Below are 16816 nucleotides of genomic sequence, written 5' to 3'. Positions count from 1 at the left end.
TCCCCTGGGATCAGTGGAACTGCCCGGCCTCGTAGTCACCACCCGGCTGCCGGCTGATGATGTTGAGCCGGTTCACCATGTTCATGAAGGAGACCAGGACCACCAGGGCGGTCAGCTGCTCCTCGTCGTAGTGCTTCGACGCGTACGCCCACACCTCGTCGCCGACCCCGCCGGCGCCGTCCGCCACCCGGGTGCCCTCCTCCGCCAGCGCCAGCGCGGCGCGCTCGGCCTCGGTGAACACCGTGGCCTCCCGCCAGGCCGCCACCAGGTTGAGCCGCACCGTCGTCTCACCGGCCGCGACGGCCTCCTTGGTGTGCATGTCGATGCAGGGAGCGCACCCGTTGATCTGGCTGACCCGCAGCGCCACCAGCTCCTGGGTCGCGGCGGCCAGCGGCGTCTCCTTGAGCGCCCGGCCCGCCGGCATGAGGTACTTGACCGCCTTACCGGCGGAGGGGCTCGTCAGATAGTTCACTCGCGCTTCCATGCTGTGCTCCCGTGTGGTCGTCACTGGCTACACACCTGGGACGGGATGGCCCGATCCCCAGTGACATGCCCACATGTGACCTGCGTCTCCCGTCCCTGGAGAGGCCCCGGAGAGGCCCCGGAGAGGCCCTGGCGAGCACGACCGCCTCACAGCGCCACCAGTCTGCTGCTACGCCCCCTCAGCCGCACCGAGGCGAGCGCGCCGCAGACGACTGCCGTACCGAGGAGCGTGCCGCAGGCCACCGCGGCGGTGTGCGTGTCCCCGTCGAGGGCGGCACGCAGCCCCCGGGTCGCCCAGTAGCCGGGAGATGCCGGTGCCACGTCCGCCACCCACACGGGCAGCACGCTCAGCGGTACGAGCGCACCGCCGACGCTGCTGAGCAGCATCCCGCCGATGTCGTACGCCGCCGAGAGCTCGCCCATGCTGCGGACCACTACCCCGATCAGCGCGCCGAGGCCGAGCAGGGTTCCGCTCCAGCTGAGCAGCACGCCCAGCAGCAGGAAGGGGTGCGGAACGCTCAGCCCGAAGACACATGCGCCGAAGCCGATGATCAGCAACTGCTGCGCCAGCAGGGCCACCAGGACGGGCACGGCCTTGCCGACGAGCAGTTCCACCGGATGCAGCGCCGTACCGCGCAGCCGGTCCCAGGTACGGCCGAGCCGTTCGGCGAGGATCGCGCTGCCGGCGATGCTCAGGGCCAGCAGGGAGAAGGTGACCAGCGTGCCCACGACGGCCTGCTGCGTACCGGCCGTCCGGCCCTGTGCGGCCAGATAGAGCGGGCGCAGCAGGGTCATGAAGGCGAGCGGCAGGACCATCCGGCTCAGCAGCGGGCCGGGCTCGCGCAGCATCAGCAGCGCGTTGTGGCGCACGAGGGCGCTCAGCCGGGTGGTGGACTCACGCAGCGGCATGACCGGACTCCCTCATGACGGTCTCCGGGGAGCCGTGGAGGTCGGTCTCCGGGGAACGGTGGAAGTCGGTCTCCAGGGAGCGGTAGAGGTCGTCGAGGCCGGGGCGGCGGACGTCGACGGAGACGGGCGTACGGCCGGAGGTGAGCAGCGCGGCCAGATCCGCGCCGGGGGCCGTGGTCGGCATGCGCAGTTCGGGTTCGGCCGGGTCGTCGAAGGTGATGTGCAGCTCGCCCGGCAGACCGCGGGTGAGTTCTTCCTGCGTGCCGCGCGCGATGACGCGCCCGGCGCGGGCGATCGCCAACGTGGCGTCGAGGTCGACGAGTTCGGGCAGATAGTGCGTCGTGTAAACGACGGCGGCCCCGGCTTCGGCGCGGGCCCTGACGGTGGCCAGCAGGGCGGCGCGGGTCTCCGGGTCGGCTCCGGCGGTCGGCTCGTCCAGCAGCAGAAGGGGCGGTGACCCGACCATCGCGGTGGCCGCCTGGACGCGCCGCCGTTGTCCCCCGGACAGGACGCCCACGTGACGGTCCGCGACGTCGGTGAGCCGTAGTTCGTCCAGGACGCGTTCGATCTCCGCGTCACGTCGCCGCCCGCGCAGCCCGGCCAGTCCCGCGAGCAGCCGGAGGTTTTCGCGCGCGGTGACGCTGCCGTACAGCGCCGGCTCCTGGGGAGCCACGCCCAGAAGCCGTCGGGCGGCCCGTCCCGTGCGCAGGGCGTCGTACGGGCCGATTCGGATCCGGCCCTCGTCCGGTCGCACGAGACCGGTGACAATCTCGACGAACGTGGTCTTGCCCGCGCCGTTGTGACCGATCAGGCCGACGATCTCGCCGGGCGCGACCGTGAGGTCGAAGCCGTCGAGGGCGCGCCGTCGGCCGTAGCACTTCACCAGTCCTTGAGCGATGAGCATCCCGCCCCCTGTTGGTCTACGCCGTACACGTCTACATCGTATACGTCTACACTGTAGACCCATGAGCGGCAGGCGGGAAGAGATTCTGGACGCGGCGCTGGACATCGCCGACGAGAACGGCCTCGAAGCGGTGTCGATGCGCGCGCTGGCCGATCGGGTCGGCGTTACGCCGATGGCGCTGTACCGCCACGTCAAGGACAAGTCGGCCCTGCTGGACGGCATGATCGGCCGCCTGCTGACCGCACTGCTGCCTGCACGGACGCCCGCGGACCAGACCTGGGAGGAGCGGCTCGGCGCTCTCGGTCATGCCTGCCGCGAGGTGACCCGGCGTCACCCGTGGGCCGCACACCTGCTCTTCTCACGGCCGGCCGTCACGCCGGACGCCGTGCGCGCGGTGGACATCGTCTACACCGCCCTCATCGATGCCGGGGTCCCGGAGTCCCAAGTGCCGCGGCTGGAGCGCCTGATCAGCACCTTCGTCATCGGCTTCGCCGCCTCCGAGGCCTCCGGCCGCTTCACCCCCGGCACCCTCGACCCGCGCAGCCGCCGGGGCCAACTCCCGGACGACGAACTCCCCGGCCACCGCCGACTCGCCCCCTGGCTCGACCTGCCCGTCGACCTGACGGCCGAGTTCGAGGCGGACCTGGAGGACATCCGACGGCTGATCAGGGCGGCGGCCGCGCGGCCCTGACGATCGGGCCGACATAGCTTCCTGACGTCACGTCAACTGCCGTTACGGACAAGGCGGGTTCAGCCGCACGAGCGCCTCGCACGGGGATCCCCCCGCGCTGCTGATCGCGCGTGCGCCGAACGGGCGTACGTCGCTCGGCGTGCGCGAGCGCGGTGCCGCGAGGTGTCGAGGCTGGGGCCGCCCTGAGCCCCACCGACGCCCCGTCACCAGGGGGTGCGCATCGTGGTGCGCACAATCCTCAAGTGCGCAGGAACCGCCCTGGCCGCGGCGGGCTGCCTGACCGTTGCCGCCCCCCTCGCTTCCGCTGCTCCTGTCGCTCCTGTCGCTATCGCAGCCCCCGCCGCGGCTCCCGAACCGCGGCAGATCGCCGCCGGGGCCCCGCCCACCGTGTGCGCCGACCACGTCCCCGATTCGGCCCGGCAACTGGCCTCCTACGTCGACCGGATGCTGGCCGCCACGGGTGCCTCGAAGGTCGACCTTGTGGGTCACTCCCAGGGCGGCGGGGTGACGTCCGAGTGGTATCTGCGCTTCGACGGCGGCGCGGCGAAGGTGCACCGACTGGTGGGCATCAACGCCAGCAACCACGGCACCGACGCCTCCGGCCCGGCGAACCTGCTCGACCCGGTGCTGGACGTGGTGGGATGGGCCGGCAAGCGCTCGGCCTGGACAGCCCGGCGGCCAGGGACCGGACGACCGGCTCCCCGGTGCTCCAACGGCTCCCATGCCAAGGGCGACACCGAGCGCGGCGTCGACTACACCACCATCGTGAGCCGTACCCGGCGTAACCCCGACCGCCTCCCGAGGACTTGCACCGGCGCCCCCGAGGGAGCCCGGTCCGGGCCGGGGCGTCGGCCCGTTGGACTGACAGGGTGGTGGACGCGTCCCCCCGGACCCGTACGCCCGGGGAACCGCGGTGCCGGCTGCTAGCTTCCAGAGCTGTCGGAGGGTCCCGTTCATCTCGATCGAGCAGAGGCGGGGCCATTGCTATGAGCTGAGGCGAAATTGACTGGTACGACGGAAGATTCGGACAGCCCGGCAGTTGCCCCGTTCAAGCGCAGGAGTTTTCTGGCGTCGGCTGCCGTGGCGGCCGGCGCTCCGGTCGTGGCCGCCGGTGCTGCACAGGCGGCGGCACGACCCGTGAGTGAGGCGCCCGCCGCGCCCGCCGCACCCGGCCACCGTTCCGTGGCACACCTGCTGGCCGTTCCCCACGACGGCCGCGGGCTCGGCTGGCTCAGGGAGTCCCTCCAGGTCGCCGTGGCCCTCGAACTCGCCACCATCCCGCCCTACTTGTGCGGCTGGTGGTCCATCAAGGACCGCGGCAGCGAGGCCGCGCGGCTGATCCGGCGCATCGTCGGCGACGAGATGTACCACCTGGGCACGGTCTGCAATCTGCTGGTGGCCGTGGGCGGGCGGCCGCAGATCAAGAGCGCGGCGTCCGCCTATCCCGGCCCGCTGCCCGGTGGTGTACGCCCCGGCCTGACCGTGTATCTGTCGGGCCTGACCAGGTCCTTCGTGCACGAGGTCATGATGGCCATCGAGGCCCCCGACGAGCCGCTCGCGCGCAGCGCGGAACCCTCGCCCAGCGTCGGCGCCTTCTACGGCGACATCCTGCGGACCTTCCGCAGCGTGGCGCCGGAGTTGCAGGTGCGGGGACAATTGTCCGCGCGGATCGGTTCCGACGTGCTGGAGCCGGTGCGGAGCCCGGACGACGTCATGCGCGCCATCGAGATCATCAAGGAGCAGGGCGAGGGCACCGCCACCTCCCCGGCCACGGCCTTCGACGACGACTACCCCGCGCACTACTACGCCTTCGGCGAGATCTACCACGGCCGGCGGCTGCGCGAGACCGACAGCGGCTGGGAGTTCTCCGGCGCGCCGGTGCGCTTCCCCGACGTGCGGCCCATGGCGCCCGTTCCGGCCGGTGGCTGGTCGCACGCCGGCGCAGACGTACGGCGGCTCCTGGACGGTTTCGACGCCACGTATCACTCCGTGCTGCAGAACCTGGAGAGGGCCTGGTCCGGCGGCGGCCGTCGCACCCTGAACGCGGCCATCCACGCGATGCGCGGGCTGGAACACCCTGCCGTGGAGCTGATGGAACGCTCGATCCCCGACGCGCCGGGCAACTACGGCCCGCAGTTCCGTCCCTTCTGATCCCTCCAGCCGCCCTTCTGATCCCTCCAGCCGCGCCGTCAGACTCCCGGGGCCGCTCCGTGCGATCTCAGCCTCGGGAGCAGTGCCGGGACGCGGGCGCGGTAGGTGTCGTAGGAGGCACCGAACCGGCCTGCCATCAGCCGGTCCTCGACCTGGACCCGGCGCAGCAGCCATGGGACGGCGACCAGCAGGACCGCTGTCCATATGCCGAATCCGCAGGCGAGCATGGCGCCGGCGACCAGGCCGAGCAGGCCGGTGTAGATGGGGTGGCGGACCCGCGCGTAGGGACCGTCCGTGCGCAGTTCGTGGTGCTCCTGGACCGTCGGGACGTCGGCCCACATCGTGCCCAGGACCCAACGGGCCCACAGCAGCAGTGCGGTGGAGGCGACGACGAGCAGTGCGCCGATGAGCGCTATCTCCGGCTGCCAGAACTGCAGATCGTGCCAGAAGCCCTGGGACTGTCCGACCAGCCTGAAGACGACGTAGACGCCTGCCATCAGCAGGACACGGCGGAGCGTGGTGCGGCGCAGTCCGCGCAGCCAACCGAGCGGGCCCGCCTCGCTCTTCACGCCGAAGTAGACGGCGCCCGCGACCCAGGCCACGACGAAGAGCGCGAAGCAGACGCCGGTGAGAACGACGAGTGCAGAGTGCAGAGAACTCATGCGCCAAGCGTGCTCCGTAGAGACAGTGGATCACCACCACCCACGGGCCGATGGAGAGTCTCCACCCGTGGATGGAGGAAAACCCCCAGCCGTGTCGGCGGGCCCGCCGGATGGTGACGATCTCGGCTGGTCGAGACCCTGTGGGTGATCGCTGAAACCCACTCCCGCAGACCCTAGGGGACCAGACATGCCGACCCGTCGCGCCGTCATGAAGTCGGCCGCCGCCGCTCTCGCCCTGTCCGCTTTCCCGGCACGCGCCGCATCCGCCACGCCGGCATCCGCCACGCACGCATCCGCACCCGTGCCCGCGTCCGCCACGTCACGCAAGGGCGATGGGCTGCGGCTGAAGTTGCCCGGGCTGAGCGGCCCGTACCCGGTGGGGACGGTTTCGCTGCATCTCGTCGACTCCTCCCGCCCCGATCCCTGGATCACGTCGCAGCCGTACCGGGAGCTCATGATCGGAATCCGTTACCCGGCGCGGTCGGTCGACGGGTACCGGCGGGCGCCGCAGATGCTTCCCGGTGAGGCGGCCGGGTTCGCCGCGCTGAACAGCTTCACCGATGTGCCGGCCGACAAGGTCGACTGGGCGGCCACCCTCACCCACGCCCATGAGGGCGCACCGGTCGAACGCGGCTGCGGACCGCTCCCGGTCGTCCTCTACTCACCGGGGGCGGGCGACCCTCGTTCGCTGGGCACCACCCTCTGCGACGACCTCGCCTCGCGGGGCCACGTCGTGGTGACCGTCGACCACACCTATGACGCCTCGGCCGTCGAGTTCCCCGGCGGCCGCGTCGAGAGGTCGGTGCTGCCCGCGGAGTACGACAAGGCGTTCCCGGACCCCGAGCGCATCAGGGCCCTGCTGCACAAGACGATCGCCGTACGGGTGGCCGACACCCGCTTCGTCCTCGACGAACTGCCCCATGCGCTCCCCCGGGCCCTGCGCGGCACGACCGACTTCGGCCGCATCGGCATGTTCGGCCAGTCCGGGGGCGGTTACACCGCCCTGCAGGCCATGCACGACGACCCGCGCATCGCGGCCGCGGCCGACCTGGACGGAGTCCTCGCGGACGTCCAGGAGGACAGCACCCCCGGCAACCTCTCGACCGTTGCCGCCGACGGCGTCGACCGCCCCTTCCTGCTCATCGGGATGGACGGCAACGACCTGAGCACGGTGCCGTCCTGGGACGCCGTGTGGCGGCACAGCCACGGCTGGCACCGGGGCCTGAACCTGCGCGGCGCGGAACACGCGACGTACACCGACGCCGTGGCCCTCGTCCCGCAGATCGCCCGCCGACTCGGCCTGCCCCGCAGGACCGTCGTCGAGAACGTCGGCACGATCGCGCCACGGCACGCGATCAAGGCCCAACGGGCCTACGTAGCCGCCTTCTTCGACCGCTGGCTGCGCGACCGCGACGACCACGGCCTGCTGGACGGCCCTTCGAGCCGCTACCCGGAGGCGCGCTTCTTCTGAGCGGCGGGCTCAGGACCGCGCAAGTGCCCCTCAAGATCGGGGAATTGGTGGCCTCAACCCGCACCGCCCGCTACGTTGTGGCTTGTCACAAGCGTGAGGGACCGAGCGCGGGAGGCCGGCGGTCGAGGGGGCAGCCGGTCGAGGACGAGGAGCGTGTCATGCCCGAAGAACCGGCCGACGATCGTGAGGCCGTGCTGGCGCGGCTGGATCTGACCACCCCGCACTCGGCACGGGTGTGGAACTACTTCCTGGGCGGCAAGGACAACTACGCGCCCGATCGCGACCTGGGCGAACAGATCCTGCACCACTTCCCGGAGATCGTCGACGCCGCCCGCGCCGACCGGGCCTTCCTGGGGCGGGCGGTGCACCATCTGGTCGGCGAGGCGGGCATGCGCCAGTTCCTCGACCTGGGCACCGGCCTGCCCACCGCGGACAACACGCACGAGGTCGCCCAGCGGCTGGCCCCCGAGGCACGGATCGTCTACGTGGACAACGACCCCCTGGTCCTCGTCCATGCCCAGGCCCTGCTCACCAGCAGCCCCGAGGGCGTCACGGACTACATCGACGGGGACGTGCACGAACCCGGCCCGATCCTCGAACGCGCGGGCCGGACACTGGACTTCGACAAGCCGGTGGCGCTGATGCTGCTCGGCATCATGCAGTTCGTGAACGACGACGAGGAGGCGTACGAGATCGTCGACCGGCTCGTCGCCGCCCTGCCCTCGGGCAGCCACCTCGCCCTCGCCCACCCCACCGCCGAGGTGCACACCGAGGCCATGACGGCGGCGGTGGCCAGCTGGAACGAGCAGGGCTCGAGCCCCATGAAGCTGCGCAGCCGCGAGCAACTGCTGCGCTTCTTCCGGGACTTGGAGCTGCTCGACCCGGGCGTGGTGTCGTGCTCGCGCTGGCGCGCGGACCGGCCGGACATCGGCGAGATCGCGGACGTGACGCAGTTCTGCGGGGTGGGCCGCAAGCCCTGATGCCGACGCTGCCGCCCCGCACTTGAGACCCGTGCGGGGCGGCAGCGTCGGCGCGGGCAGTGCTACGACCGTGTGCCGGCGAGCAGTTCGAGCGTGTCGATCACGCGGTTGGAGAAGCCCCACTCGTTGTCGTACCAGGCGACCACCTTGATGTGGCGGCCGTCGACGCGGGTGAGGGCCGAGTCGAAGATGGACGAGGCCGGGTTGCCGGTGATGTCGGAGGACACCAGCGGGTCCTCGGAGTACTCGAGGACACCGGCGAGCGGGCCGTCCGCCGCGGCGCGGTAGGCCGCGAGCACCTCGTCCCGGGTCACGTCGCGGGCGACGGTGGTGTTGAGCTCGACGATCGAGCCGACCGGGACCGGTACGCGGATCGAGTCGCCCGAGAGCTTGCCGTCGAGGCCGGGCAGGACCAGGCCGATCGCCTTGGCGGCACCCGTGGTGGTCGGCACGATGTTGACGCCGGCGGCGCGGGCGCGGCGGGGGTCGCGGTGCGGGCCGTCCTGCAGGTTCTGCTCCTGCGTGTAGGCGTGCACCGTGGTCATGAACCCGTGCTCGATGCCCGCGAGTTCGTCGAGGACGGCGGCGAGCGGGGCGAGGGCGTTGGTCGTGCAGGAGGCGTTCGAGACGATCGTGTGCAGCGCGGGGTCGTAGAGGTCGCTGTTGACCCCGTACGCGAGGGTGATGTCGGCGCCGTCCGAGGGTGCGCTGACGAGGACCTTCTTGGCGCCCGCGTCGAGGTGGGCGCGGGCGGCCTTGGCCGAGGTGAAGCGGCCGGTGGACTCCAGCGCGACGTCGACGCTGAGTTCGGCCCAGGGCAGCTGCGCCGGGTCGCGCTCGGCGAGCACCTTGATGCGCCGGCCGTCGACGACGAGGGTGTCCCCGTCGACGGTCACCGGGCGGCCGAGGCGGCCGGCCGTGGAGTCGTAGGCGAGAAGCCGGGCGAGGGCGGTGGGCTCGGTGAGGTCGTTGACGGCGACGATCTCGAGGTCGCTGTCGCGCTCCAGCAGGGCGCGCAGCACGTTGCGTCCGATGCGGCCGAATCCGTTGATGGCGATGCGAGTCATGAGGTGCCCCTTGGTTTCCCTGTCCGTGCGGTACGTCTCCAGGTTCGCGTGCGCGGGCCGTCGGTGGCCGTGGCGTGAGCGCCATGGTTCGAAAGGATCGCGCCAAAGGCCTGGGCGGGCCGGGACGGCGGGTCGCGGGGCGCCCTATTCGCCGCGGGTGAAGGTGCGCCGGTACTCGCTCGGCGTCGTGCCCAGGATGCGCTGGAAGTGCATGCGCAGATTGGCGCCGGTGCCGAGGCCGACGTCGCCCGCGATCTGCTCGACGCTGCGCTCGGAGCGTTCCAGCAGCTCGCGGGCCCTGTCGATGCGGGCGCGCATGACCCACTGCATCGGCGTGTAGCCGGTGTCCTCGACGAAGCGCCGGGAGAAGGTGCGCGCCGAGACGGCCGCGTGCTCGGCGAGGACTTCGAGGCTGAGGGGCTCGTCGAGCCGATGCAGGGCCCACTCCCGCGTGGCGGCGAACCGCTCCCCGAGCGGCTCGGGCACGCTGCGCGGCACGTACTGCGCCTGGCCGCCGCTGCGGTAGGGGGCCGCGACCAGGCGCCGGGCCGCGTGGTTGGAGGCGGCCACCCCGAGGTCGGAGCGCAGGATGTGCAGGCACAGGTCGATGCCCGAGGCGGCGCCGGCCGACGTCAGCACACTGCCCGCGTCGACGAACAGGACGTTTTCGTCGACCTGGACGAGCGGGTGCTTGCGGGCGAGCTCGCGCGTGTAGTGCCAGTGCGTCGTGGCCCGCCTGCCGTCGAGCAGGCCCGTGGCGGCGAGCGCGAACGCGCCCGTGGAGATGGCGGCGAGCCGTGCGCCCCGGTCGTGGGCGGCGATCAGCGCGTCGACGACGGCCTGCGGCGGGTCCTCCCGGTCGGGGAACCGGTAGCCGGGCACGAACACGATGTCCGCCCACGTGAGCGCGTCGACGCCGTCGGCGACGTGATAGGCCAGCCCGTCACCACCGGTCACCAGACCGGGCGCCGCCCCGCACACCCGCACCTCGTACGGCATGCTCCTGCGCGTCGCGAACACCTGCGCGGGGATCCCGACGTCGAGCGGCTTGGCGCCCTCGAGCACGAGAACGGCGACGCGCTGCAGACGGGAGGTGGGCACGGGAACAGGTTACGGGGAGGTAGGGGGCCGACCCGGTTGTGCGGTGCCCGGTCGGGACGGCCGACCTCAGGGCACCGGCCTCAGGGGCACCGGCCTCAGGACAGCCAGTCGGTGTAATGGGTGGGCGCGAGGTGTGCGTCCTTGTCGGTGAGGACATCTCCCTTGACGGCGGCGAACATGCCGGCCGTGGGATCGGTGACGACCGTCCGCTTGTCTCCCTTGTGGGAGAGGGTGATCCGGCCCAGCTCGTCCAGGGTGAAGACGTCGGGTCCGCCGATGTTGCGGATGCCGTTCAGCGGGGTGCCCGCGGCGACCTCGGCCACCGCGGCGGCGACGTCCTTGGCGGCGATCGGCTGGATCGGCGTGGCGGGCAGCCGGACGGTGTCGCCGTCGGCGGTCCAGGACATGGCGGCGTCCATGAACTCCATGAACTGGGTGGCCCGGACGATGGAGTACGGGATCTGTCCGGCGCCGAGGATCTCTTCCTGGAGCAACTTGGCCCGGTAGTAGTCCAGTTCCGGGACCTGATCCACGCCGACGATGGAGAGGATGACGAAGTGGCCGACGCCGCCCTTGCGGGCCGCGGCGATCAGGTTGTCCATCGAGGTCTGGAAGAAGGCCGGGGAGGCCTCGTCGAAGGTCGGGGAGTTCGTCAGGTTCACGACGACGTCGGCTCCCGCCACTGCCTCGTCCAGGCCCTGGCCGGTGATGACGTCGACGCCCGTGGACTTTGAGTGCGGCACCGCCTCGTGTCCTGCGGCATTGAGGTCCTTGACGACCTGCGAACCGATCAGGCCGGTACCGCCGATGACTGCGAACTTCATGTCATGCCTTTCTTCTTGTCGTATGCATCTTCGGGACCATGTGCGCAATATGGCACATGGGGGGCGATGTGGGCGCGGCGAGAAACGGCCATGCCGACCGGCTCCGCGGGGCGGTGAGGGAGTCCGGCGTCAGAGGCCGTCGACGAAGGTGACCGTCTCTTCCAGCGGCGCCCGTTCCGTACGCGGCCGGCCCGCCGCCCCGTCCTCGTGGCCGATGGACATGCCGCAGAAGAGCATCGGCTCCTTCGGAGGTGAGACGACCTCGGCGACGCTGCGGTGGAACTTCGCCCAGGCCATCTGGGGGCAGCTGTGCAGTCCCTCGGCGCGCAGCAGCACCATCACGGACTGCAGAAACATTCCGATGTCGGCCCATTGGGGCGAGCACATGCCGCGGTCGATGTAGCAGAACAGGGCGGCGGGCGCGCCGAAGCAGTCCCAGTTGGCGGAGGCGGCCCGCTGGCGCGCCTCCAGGTCCTCGCGTGCGATGCCGAGTGCGCCGTAGCGCTGCCGTCCGAAGGCGGACCGGCGTTCGCGGTACGGCGATTCCAGCGCGGTCGGGTACTGCTCGTACTCCGGCTCGTCCCAGGCGTCGCCCGCGGCAAGGCGCTCGCCGGCCCGCTTCTTGACCTCGGCGAGCGGGGCGCCGGTGAGCACATAGGCCCGCCAGGGCTGGATGTTGGATCCGGACGGCGCCCAGGCAGCGGCGGACAGCACGCGCTCCAGCGTCTGCTTCGGCACGGGCCGGTCGGTGAATGCGCGCACCGCCCGCCGGCTCGTGACCGCCTCGTAGACGTCCATGATCGCCTGCCTCCTCCTGGGTTCGCGCGCTCGAAGTCGGTTACAGTCGAGATGGTATCACTCAATACCTTCTCGCGAGTGACTACCGCTCAGCGCGATCCGCCGGACCTGGGAGGAGCAGCACCCGCACGGCACGGTGATCCACCGCGACCTGGCCGCCGACCCCGTTTCGCACATCACCGCCGACGCCTGGTCCGCCGGCTGGACCGACCCGTCCGAGCGCACCCCGGAGCAGTCCGCCGCGTTCGCCGCGCAGGTGCGGCTCATCGAGGGCCGCACCGCGGGCGAGACCCCTTCCGCCCAGGGCACACCGACGGTCGTCGTCGCGAGCCGCGGCGGCTCCTATGCGCCGGGAACCCCGCGCGAGGGCTACGAGTTCGTGCAGAACTATCTGACGGCCGTCCTCGGCAACACCCTGGGCCTGGACGTGGAGTTCATCGTCCCGGAACTCACCATGGCCACCCGCAACCCCGCTTTTGTCCGCGCTGATACCCCTCTACGAGGCCTCACGCGAACGCGCCTTCGCGGAAGCGGTCACCAGGGCCAAGGAGTTGGCGGAGCTTGTCACCGCCGGCGCCCGGCACCCCTAGGCTTCCGCCGCTCCGGAGCCCTCCACGTCCGCCGGATGCGCGAGCCGGGTCAGCAGTTCCGTGAGCTTCTCGGGCTCGCCGGGCCCCAGTTCGGCACGCAGGCGTGCGGCCAGCGGCTCCGCCGCCACGTGGGCCACGTCGACGAGTTCGAGTCCCGCTTGCGTGATCTCGACCGCCCGCACGCGCCGGTCCCCCGGAACGGACTTGCGTACGGCCAGTCCCTTGCGCTCCAGGTCGTCCACGACCCGCATGATCCCCGCCTTGTCGGTCCCCGTCGCCGCCGCCAGGTCCCGCTGGACCGTGGGCCCCTCGTTGACCAGCACGATCAGTACGGCGAAGTGGCGCAGCTCGATGCCGAGCGGCTTGAGCGCCTGCGAGATCAACGTGGCCGCGCGCCAGTGCGCCCGGCGCAGCAGCAGCCCGAGCGCGAAGGGCGAGGCGTCCCCGGGGCGGTCCGTGGCACGCGGGGTGGTGGTCCTCGGGGGGACGTCGGCGCTCATGACGTCAGATTACAGCCACTCAATCACCCGAAACGGTATCGCTCGATACTAAATCCGTCTCACGCTCGGTGCCGTCCGGGAGCGAGAGCGCGTGGCGGTGACGCAGGTCACTCCGGGGGCTGTCACAGGCCGGCGCCCCGCCCGGTCAACAGTGTGTATCCGCGACACGCAAGGAGATCACCGTGGAATCCCGTCTCGACTTCTTCAACCACCCCCTCGCGGGCAAGGTGCTGCGGCACATCAACTCCGCGAACAAGGTGGTGGCGGACTCGACGCTGCCGCATGCGACGCAGGAGCTGGTGAAGATCCGTGCGAGCCAGATCAACGGTTGCGGCTTCTGCACCGACATGCACACCAAGGACGCCACCGCCCAGGGCGAGACCCAGCAGCGCCTGAACCTGGTCGCCGTCTGGCGCGAGGCCAAGGTGTTCACCGAGGCCGAGCGCGCCGCGCTGGAGCTGGCCGAGCAGGGCACCCGTACCGCGGACGCGGCCGGTGGCGTGACGGACGAGGCCTGGGAGAACGCCGCCAAGCACTTCGACGAGGACCAACTCGCCGCGCTGGTCGCCCTCATCGCCATCATCAACGCGTACAACCGCGTGAACGTCATCACCCAGCAGCCCGCCGGGGACTACCAGCCCGGCATGTTCGGCTAGTCGGCGCCTGCCTCGGTCTGCCCGCATTGCTCGGCCTGCATGGCATTCACGGGTCCGTCCGCACACCGCTGCCCCACCGGCGGTGTGCGGACGGACCGTCGTTCGAGATGAGTACGGCACGGTCGCCGTGCCGCTTGTAGCATGGTGATCCACTTCTGGAGGACACATGCGCGCCGGGGATGACGCAGACTCTCCCGACCGAGGCTCTCTCGACCGAGTCTCTCTCGATCGGGCGACGCGGGAGTTCATGGCCGCGCGGCCCCGGCTCTTCGGTATCGCCTACCGCATGCTGGGAAGTGCCACGGAGGCCGAGGACGTCGTCCAGGAGGCCTGGCTGCGCTGGCAGCGCACCGATCGCACGGAGATCGAGGACCCGGTCGCCTTTCTGGTCACGGTCACCTCCCGTCTGGCGATCAACGTCGCGCAGTCCGCGAGGAAGCGGCACGAGACGTACATCGGGCCCTGGCTGCCGGAGCCCGTCGACACGAGCAGGGATCCGCAGCTGGGCGCGGAGCGGGCCGAGGCGCTCGACATGGCCGTGCTCTTCCTGCTGGAGAAGCTGAACCCGGTGGAACGCGCCGCCTACGTGCTGCGCGAGGCCTTCGACTATCCGTACCGGCAGATCGCGGAGATGCTGGAGACGAGCGAGGCCAACACGCGTCAGCTGGTGAGCCGTGCCCGCAGGCATCTGTCGGCGGAACGCCGGGAGCCCGCGAGCCCCGAGGCACACCGGCGGCTCCTCGATGTGTTCCTCGCCGCGGCGCAGACCGGCGATCTTGCGGTGCTCGAGGACGTGCTCACCGAGGACGTGGTCAGCTACACCGACGGCGGAGGCATCCGCGGGGCGTCCAGGATCCCGGTCCTCGGACGGCTGCACGTGGCCAGGTACCTGGCCGCGTTCGCGCCGCGGTTCTGGCCGGGGACTCAGGTCCGCGCGGTCGAGGCCAACGGCAGCCCCGCCGTGCTCGTCTCGTCCGGCGAAAAGGCCGTGGCCCTGCTTACCATCGAGGCGTCGGAGCGCGGCATCGAGCGCCTCCTGTGGGTCATGAACCCGGCCAAGCTGGCACCGTACGTGGCCTCGCTGGAGGGCTGAACGGCCGGACGGGCCGCTGCCGCCGTTCACGGCCGGGCCCCTCCCACCCACGGCCTCCGCCCCATCGAGGCGGTGTCACAGATACCTCCCCTGCCCGGTCGTACTGAGTGTCCACACCGGTCAGCGGAGAACTCGGAGAACACCGTGGCTGTCACCGAACAACGTCTTTCCACCATGGTGCTGGTGATCGGCACCGGAGGAGCCGGGCTGCGCGCGGCGATCGAGCTGGCCGAGGCCGGCGTCGACGTCCTCGCGGTCGGCAAGCGCCCCAAGGACGACGCCCACACGGCGCTCGCCGCCGGGGGCATCAACGCCGCTCTGGCCACCATGGACCCCGAGGACAGCTGGCAGCAGCACGCCGCGGACACGCTCAAGGAGAGCTATCTGCTGGCCGATCCCCGGACCGTCGAGATCGTCACCCAGGGCGCCGCCCGTGGCATCGACGATCTGGAGCGGTACGGCATGGCCTTCGCCAGGGAGGAGGACGGCCGGATCTCGCAGCGCTTCTTCGGCGCGCACAAGTTCCGGCGGACCGCCTTCGCCGGTGACTACACCGGTCTGGAGATCCAGCGCACCCTCGTCCGGCGGGCGCAGCAGCTCGACATCCCGGTGCTGGACGGCGTCTACATCACCCGGCTGCTGGTGCACGACGGCGCGGTCTTCGGCGCCTACGGCTTCGACCTCACGAGCGGCAGGCGGTATCTGATCCACGCGGACGCCGTCATCCTCGCGGCGGGCGGCCACACGCGCATCTGGCGGCGCACCTCCTCGCGGCGCGACGAGAACACGGGCGACTCCTTCCGGCTCGCGGTCGAGGCGGGGGCCCGGCTGCGCGACGCCGAGCTGGTGCAGTTCCACCCGTCCGGGATCATCGAGCCGGAGAACGCGGCCGGCACCCTGGTCAGCGAGGCCGCCCGCGGCGAGGGCGGCATCCTGCGCAACGCGCTCGGGGAACGGTTCATGTCGCGCTACGACCCCGAGCGCATGGAGCTGTCCACCCGTGACCGCGTGGCCCTGGCGTCCTACACGGAGATCAAGGAAGGCCGCGGCACCCCCAACGGCGGTGTGTGGCTGGACGTCTCGCACCTGCCCCGGCAGACGATCATGACGCGGCTGCCCCGCGTCTATCAGACGCTGCTGGACCTGCAGATGCTCGACATCACCCGCGAACCGATCGAGATCGCCCCCACCGCGCACTACTCGATGGGCGGGGTGTGGGTACGGCCCGAGGACCACGGCACCGACGTACGCGGTCTGTACGCCATCGGCGAGGCGTCCAGCGGTCTGCACGGGGCCAACCGCCTCGGCGGGAACAGCCTCATCGAGCTGCTGGTGTTCGGGCGGCTCACCGGCCGGGCGGCCGCCGCCTACTCCGAGTCCCTGACCGCGCAGCCGCGTTCGGCGTCGGCGATCGCCGAGGCCCGGGCGGAGGTCGACGACCTGCTCGCCGCCGACGGGCGGGAGAACGTCCGGGCCCTGCAGCGCGCGATCCGCAACACCATGACCGAGCACGCGGGCGTCGTACGCGACGAGGAGGGCCTGCGCGCCGGGCTGGCGGAACTCGCCGCGATCGAGAAGCGGATGGAGGACGTCGGCGTGCACCCGGACATCGCCGGCTACCAGGACCTCGCGCACGCCTTCGACCTCAAGTCCGCTGCCCTGGCCGCCCGGGCCACCCTCGAATCGGCCCTGGAGCGCCGTGAGACGCGCGGCTGCCACAACCGCAGCGACTTCCCCGCACAGGATCCGGCGCTGCGGGTGAATCTCGTGTGGTCGCCGTCCGGCGGTGTCACCCGCGAGAGCATTCCGGACGTTCCGGAGGAGATCGCCGCGCTGATGCAGGAGATCTCGACCGAGGGAAAACTCGCCGAATAGCCCTGTCACAGCCGAAGAAGCTGTCCGGTCCTTCCTGATGCAGGCATTTCCGCGAAAGGAA

17 protein-coding genes and 1 pseudogene are annotated in these 16816 nt (G+C 71.2%); 9 read left to right on the top strand and 9 right to left on the bottom strand.

Going from position 1 to position 16816, the window contains the following annotated elements; genetic code table 11:
* Positions 1 to 10: 10 nt before the first annotated feature.
* From JYK17_RS03850 to JYK17_RS03840, 3 genes are all read right to left on the bottom strand, one after another.
* Entirely contained in the window at positions 11 to 484 is a 474-nt protein-coding gene (locus JYK17_RS03850) for a carboxymuconolactone decarboxylase family protein (RefSeq protein ID WP_108012381.1), read from the bottom strand.
* Positions 485 to 630: 146 nt separating this feature from the next.
* Positions 631 to 1392, bottom strand: coding sequence for an ABC transporter permease (locus tag JYK17_RS03845; protein WP_222809754.1), 762 nt, complete (start codon positions 1390 to 1392; stop codon positions 631 to 633).
* The gene (locus tag JYK17_RS03840) at positions 1379 to 2296 is read right to left on the bottom strand and encodes an ABC transporter ATP-binding protein (protein WP_108012379.1); all 918 of its coding nucleotides are present in this window, start codon (positions 2294 to 2296) and stop codon (positions 1379 to 1381) included. The genes JYK17_RS03845 and JYK17_RS03840 overlap by 14 nt, the downstream gene beginning before the upstream one ends.
* Before the next feature lie 61 nt (positions 2297 to 2357).
* Between JYK17_RS03840 and JYK17_RS03835 the strand changes: the two genes are divergently transcribed.
* The 3 genes from JYK17_RS03835 to JYK17_RS03825 all read left to right on the top strand — a co-directional run bounded on the left by JYK17_RS03835 (position 2358) and on the right by JYK17_RS03825 (position 5138).
* Positions 2358 to 2987 (top strand): TetR/AcrR family transcriptional regulator, encoded by a 630-nt coding sequence (locus JYK17_RS03835; protein ID WP_108012378.1) that lies wholly within the window; start codon positions 2358 to 2360, stop codon positions 2985 to 2987.
* A gap of 222 nt (positions 2988 to 3209) precedes the next feature.
* Positions 3210 to 3914, top strand: coding sequence for an esterase/lipase family protein (locus JYK17_RS03830; protein WP_222809753.1), 705 nt, complete (start codon positions 3210 to 3212; stop codon positions 3912 to 3914).
* 210 nt (positions 3915 to 4124) lie between these two features.
* Positions 4125 to 5138 (top strand): ferritin-like domain-containing protein, encoded by a 1014-nt coding sequence (locus tag JYK17_RS03825; protein WP_267974135.1) that lies wholly within the window; start codon positions 4125 to 4127, stop codon positions 5136 to 5138.
* A 38-nt stretch (positions 5139 to 5176) separates the two neighbouring features.
* Here the strand turns inward: JYK17_RS03825 and JYK17_RS03820 are convergent, their stop codons facing one another.
* Positions 5177 to 5800 carry a methyltransferase family protein gene (locus JYK17_RS03820; RefSeq protein WP_222809752.1) on the bottom strand — a complete coding sequence of 208 codons (624 nt, stop codon included), beginning with the start codon at positions 5798 to 5800 and terminating at the stop codon, positions 5177 to 5179.
* 187 nt (positions 5801 to 5987) lie between these two features.
* Here JYK17_RS03820 and JYK17_RS03815 point away from each other — a divergent pair, with 187 nt between their 5' ends.
* Both JYK17_RS03815 and JYK17_RS03810 read left to right on the top strand, forming a co-directional pair.
* The gene (locus JYK17_RS03815; RefSeq protein ID WP_222809751.1) at positions 5988 to 7271 is read left to right on the top strand and encodes an alpha/beta hydrolase family protein; all 1284 of its coding nucleotides are present in this window, start codon (positions 5988 to 5990) and stop codon (positions 7269 to 7271) included.
* A 158-nt stretch (positions 7272 to 7429) separates the two neighbouring features.
* The gene (locus JYK17_RS03810) at positions 7430 to 8251 is read left to right on the top strand and encodes an SAM-dependent methyltransferase (protein ID WP_128801166.1); all 822 of its coding nucleotides are present in this window, start codon (positions 7430 to 7432) and stop codon (positions 8249 to 8251) included.
* Positions 8252 to 8313: 62 nt separating this feature from the next.
* Here the strand turns inward: JYK17_RS03810 and gap are convergent, their stop codons facing one another.
* The 4 genes from gap to JYK17_RS03790 form a co-directional block, all read right to left on the bottom strand.
* On the bottom strand, positions 8314 to 9318 hold the full coding sequence (gene gap, locus JYK17_RS03805; protein ID WP_222809750.1) for a type I glyceraldehyde-3-phosphate dehydrogenase: 1005 nt from the start codon (positions 9316 to 9318) through the stop codon (positions 8314 to 8316).
* Positions 9319 to 9462: 144 nt separating this feature from the next.
* Positions 9463 to 10419 carry a GlxA family transcriptional regulator gene (locus JYK17_RS03800; RefSeq protein WP_108012371.1) on the bottom strand — a complete coding sequence of 319 codons (957 nt, stop codon included), beginning with the start codon at positions 10417 to 10419 and terminating at the stop codon, positions 9463 to 9465.
* Between the two features lie 95 nt (positions 10420 to 10514).
* A complete protein-coding gene (locus JYK17_RS03795; protein WP_108012370.1) occupies positions 10515 to 11243 on the bottom strand; it encodes an SDR family oxidoreductase in 729 nt (242 codons plus the stop codon).
* Between the two features lie 129 nt (positions 11244 to 11372).
* Positions 11373 to 12041: a nitroreductase gene (locus JYK17_RS03790; protein ID WP_222809749.1), complete on the bottom strand. Its 669-nt coding sequence runs from the start codon at positions 12039 to 12041 to the stop codon at positions 11373 to 11375.
* A 91-nt stretch (positions 12042 to 12132) separates the two neighbouring features.
* Here JYK17_RS03790 and JYK17_RS40400 point away from each other — a divergent pair.
* Positions 12133 to 12631, top strand: a pseudogene (locus tag JYK17_RS40400) (FMN-dependent NADH-azoreductase); the annotation flags it as partial.
* Here the strand turns inward: JYK17_RS40400 and JYK17_RS03785 are convergent.
* Entirely contained in the window at positions 12628 to 13131 is a 504-nt protein-coding gene (locus JYK17_RS03785; protein WP_108012368.1) for a MarR family winged helix-turn-helix transcriptional regulator, read from the bottom strand. The pseudogene JYK17_RS40400 and the gene JYK17_RS03785 overlap by 4 nt on opposite strands.
* A gap of 182 nt (positions 13132 to 13313) precedes the next feature.
* Between JYK17_RS03785 and JYK17_RS03780 the strand changes: the two genes are divergently transcribed.
* The 3 genes from JYK17_RS03780 (at position 13314) to JYK17_RS03770 (ending at position 16755) form a co-directional block, all read left to right on the top strand.
* Entirely contained in the window at positions 13314 to 13787 is a 474-nt protein-coding gene (locus JYK17_RS03780) for a carboxymuconolactone decarboxylase family protein (RefSeq protein ID WP_128801170.1), read from the top strand.
* A 166-nt stretch (positions 13788 to 13953) separates the two neighbouring features.
* Positions 13954 to 14880 (top strand): RNA polymerase sigma-70 factor, encoded by a 927-nt coding sequence (locus JYK17_RS03775; RefSeq protein ID WP_108012366.1) that lies wholly within the window; start codon positions 13954 to 13956, stop codon positions 14878 to 14880.
* 174 nt (positions 14881 to 15054) lie between these two features.
* A complete protein-coding gene (locus tag JYK17_RS03770; RefSeq protein WP_164932348.1) occupies positions 15055 to 16755 on the top strand; it encodes an L-aspartate oxidase in 1701 nt (566 codons plus the stop codon).
* Positions 16756 to 16816: the final 61 nt, after the last annotated feature.

Source organism: Streptomyces plumbidurans (assembly GCF_019857225.1).
GTDB classification, from domain to species: Bacteria; Actinomycetota; Actinomycetes; order Streptomycetales; family Streptomycetaceae; genus Streptomyces; species Streptomyces plumbidurans.
This window is presented reverse-complemented; position numbering and strand designations above follow the sequence as displayed.

Excerpts from the sequence above, each read along its gene's own strand:
- JYK17_RS03850 (WP_108012381.1), bottom strand. The coding sequence starts at position 484 with ATGGAAGCGCGAGTGAACTATCTGACGAGCCCCTCCGCCGGTAAGGCG.
- JYK17_RS03845 (WP_222809754.1), bottom strand. The coding sequence starts at position 1,392 with ATGCCGCTGCGTGAGTCCACCACCCGGCTGAGCGCCCTCGTGCGCCAC.
- JYK17_RS03840 (WP_108012379.1), bottom strand. The coding sequence starts at position 2,296 with ATGCTCATCGCTCAAGGACTGGTGAAGTGCTACGGCCGACGGCGCGCC.
- JYK17_RS03835 (WP_108012378.1), top strand. The coding sequence starts at position 2,358 with ATGAGCGGCAGGCGGGAAGAGATTCTGGACGCGGCGCTGGACATCGCC.
- JYK17_RS03820 (WP_222809752.1), bottom strand. The coding sequence starts at position 5,800 with ATGAGTTCTCTGCACTCTGCACTCGTCGTTCTCACCGGCGTCTGCTTC.
- JYK17_RS03815 (WP_222809751.1), top strand. The coding sequence starts at position 5,988 with ATGCCGACCCGTCGCGCCGTCATGAAGTCGGCCGCCGCCGCTCTCGCC.
- JYK17_RS03810 (WP_128801166.1), top strand. The coding sequence starts at position 7,430 with ATGCCCGAAGAACCGGCCGACGATCGTGAGGCCGTGCTGGCGCGGCTG.
- gap (WP_222809750.1), bottom strand. The coding sequence starts at position 9,318 with ATGACTCGCATCGCCATCAACGGATTCGGCCGCATCGGACGCAACGTG.
- JYK17_RS03795 (WP_108012370.1), bottom strand. The coding sequence starts at position 11,243 with ATGAAGTTCGCAGTCATCGGCGGTACCGGCCTGATCGGTTCGCAGGTC.
- JYK17_RS03790 (WP_222809749.1), bottom strand. The coding sequence starts at position 12,041 with ATGGACGTCTACGAGGCGGTCACGAGCCGGCGGGCGGTGCGCGCATTC.
- JYK17_RS03785 (WP_108012368.1), bottom strand. The coding sequence starts at position 13,131 with ATGAGCGCCGACGTCCCCCCGAGGACCACCACCCCGCGTGCCACGGAC.
- JYK17_RS03775 (WP_108012366.1), top strand. The coding sequence starts at position 13,954 with ATGCGCGCCGGGGATGACGCAGACTCTCCCGACCGAGGCTCTCTCGAC.
- JYK17_RS03770 (WP_164932348.1), top strand. The coding sequence starts at position 15,055 with ATGGTGCTGGTGATCGGCACCGGAGGAGCCGGGCTGCGCGCGGCGATC.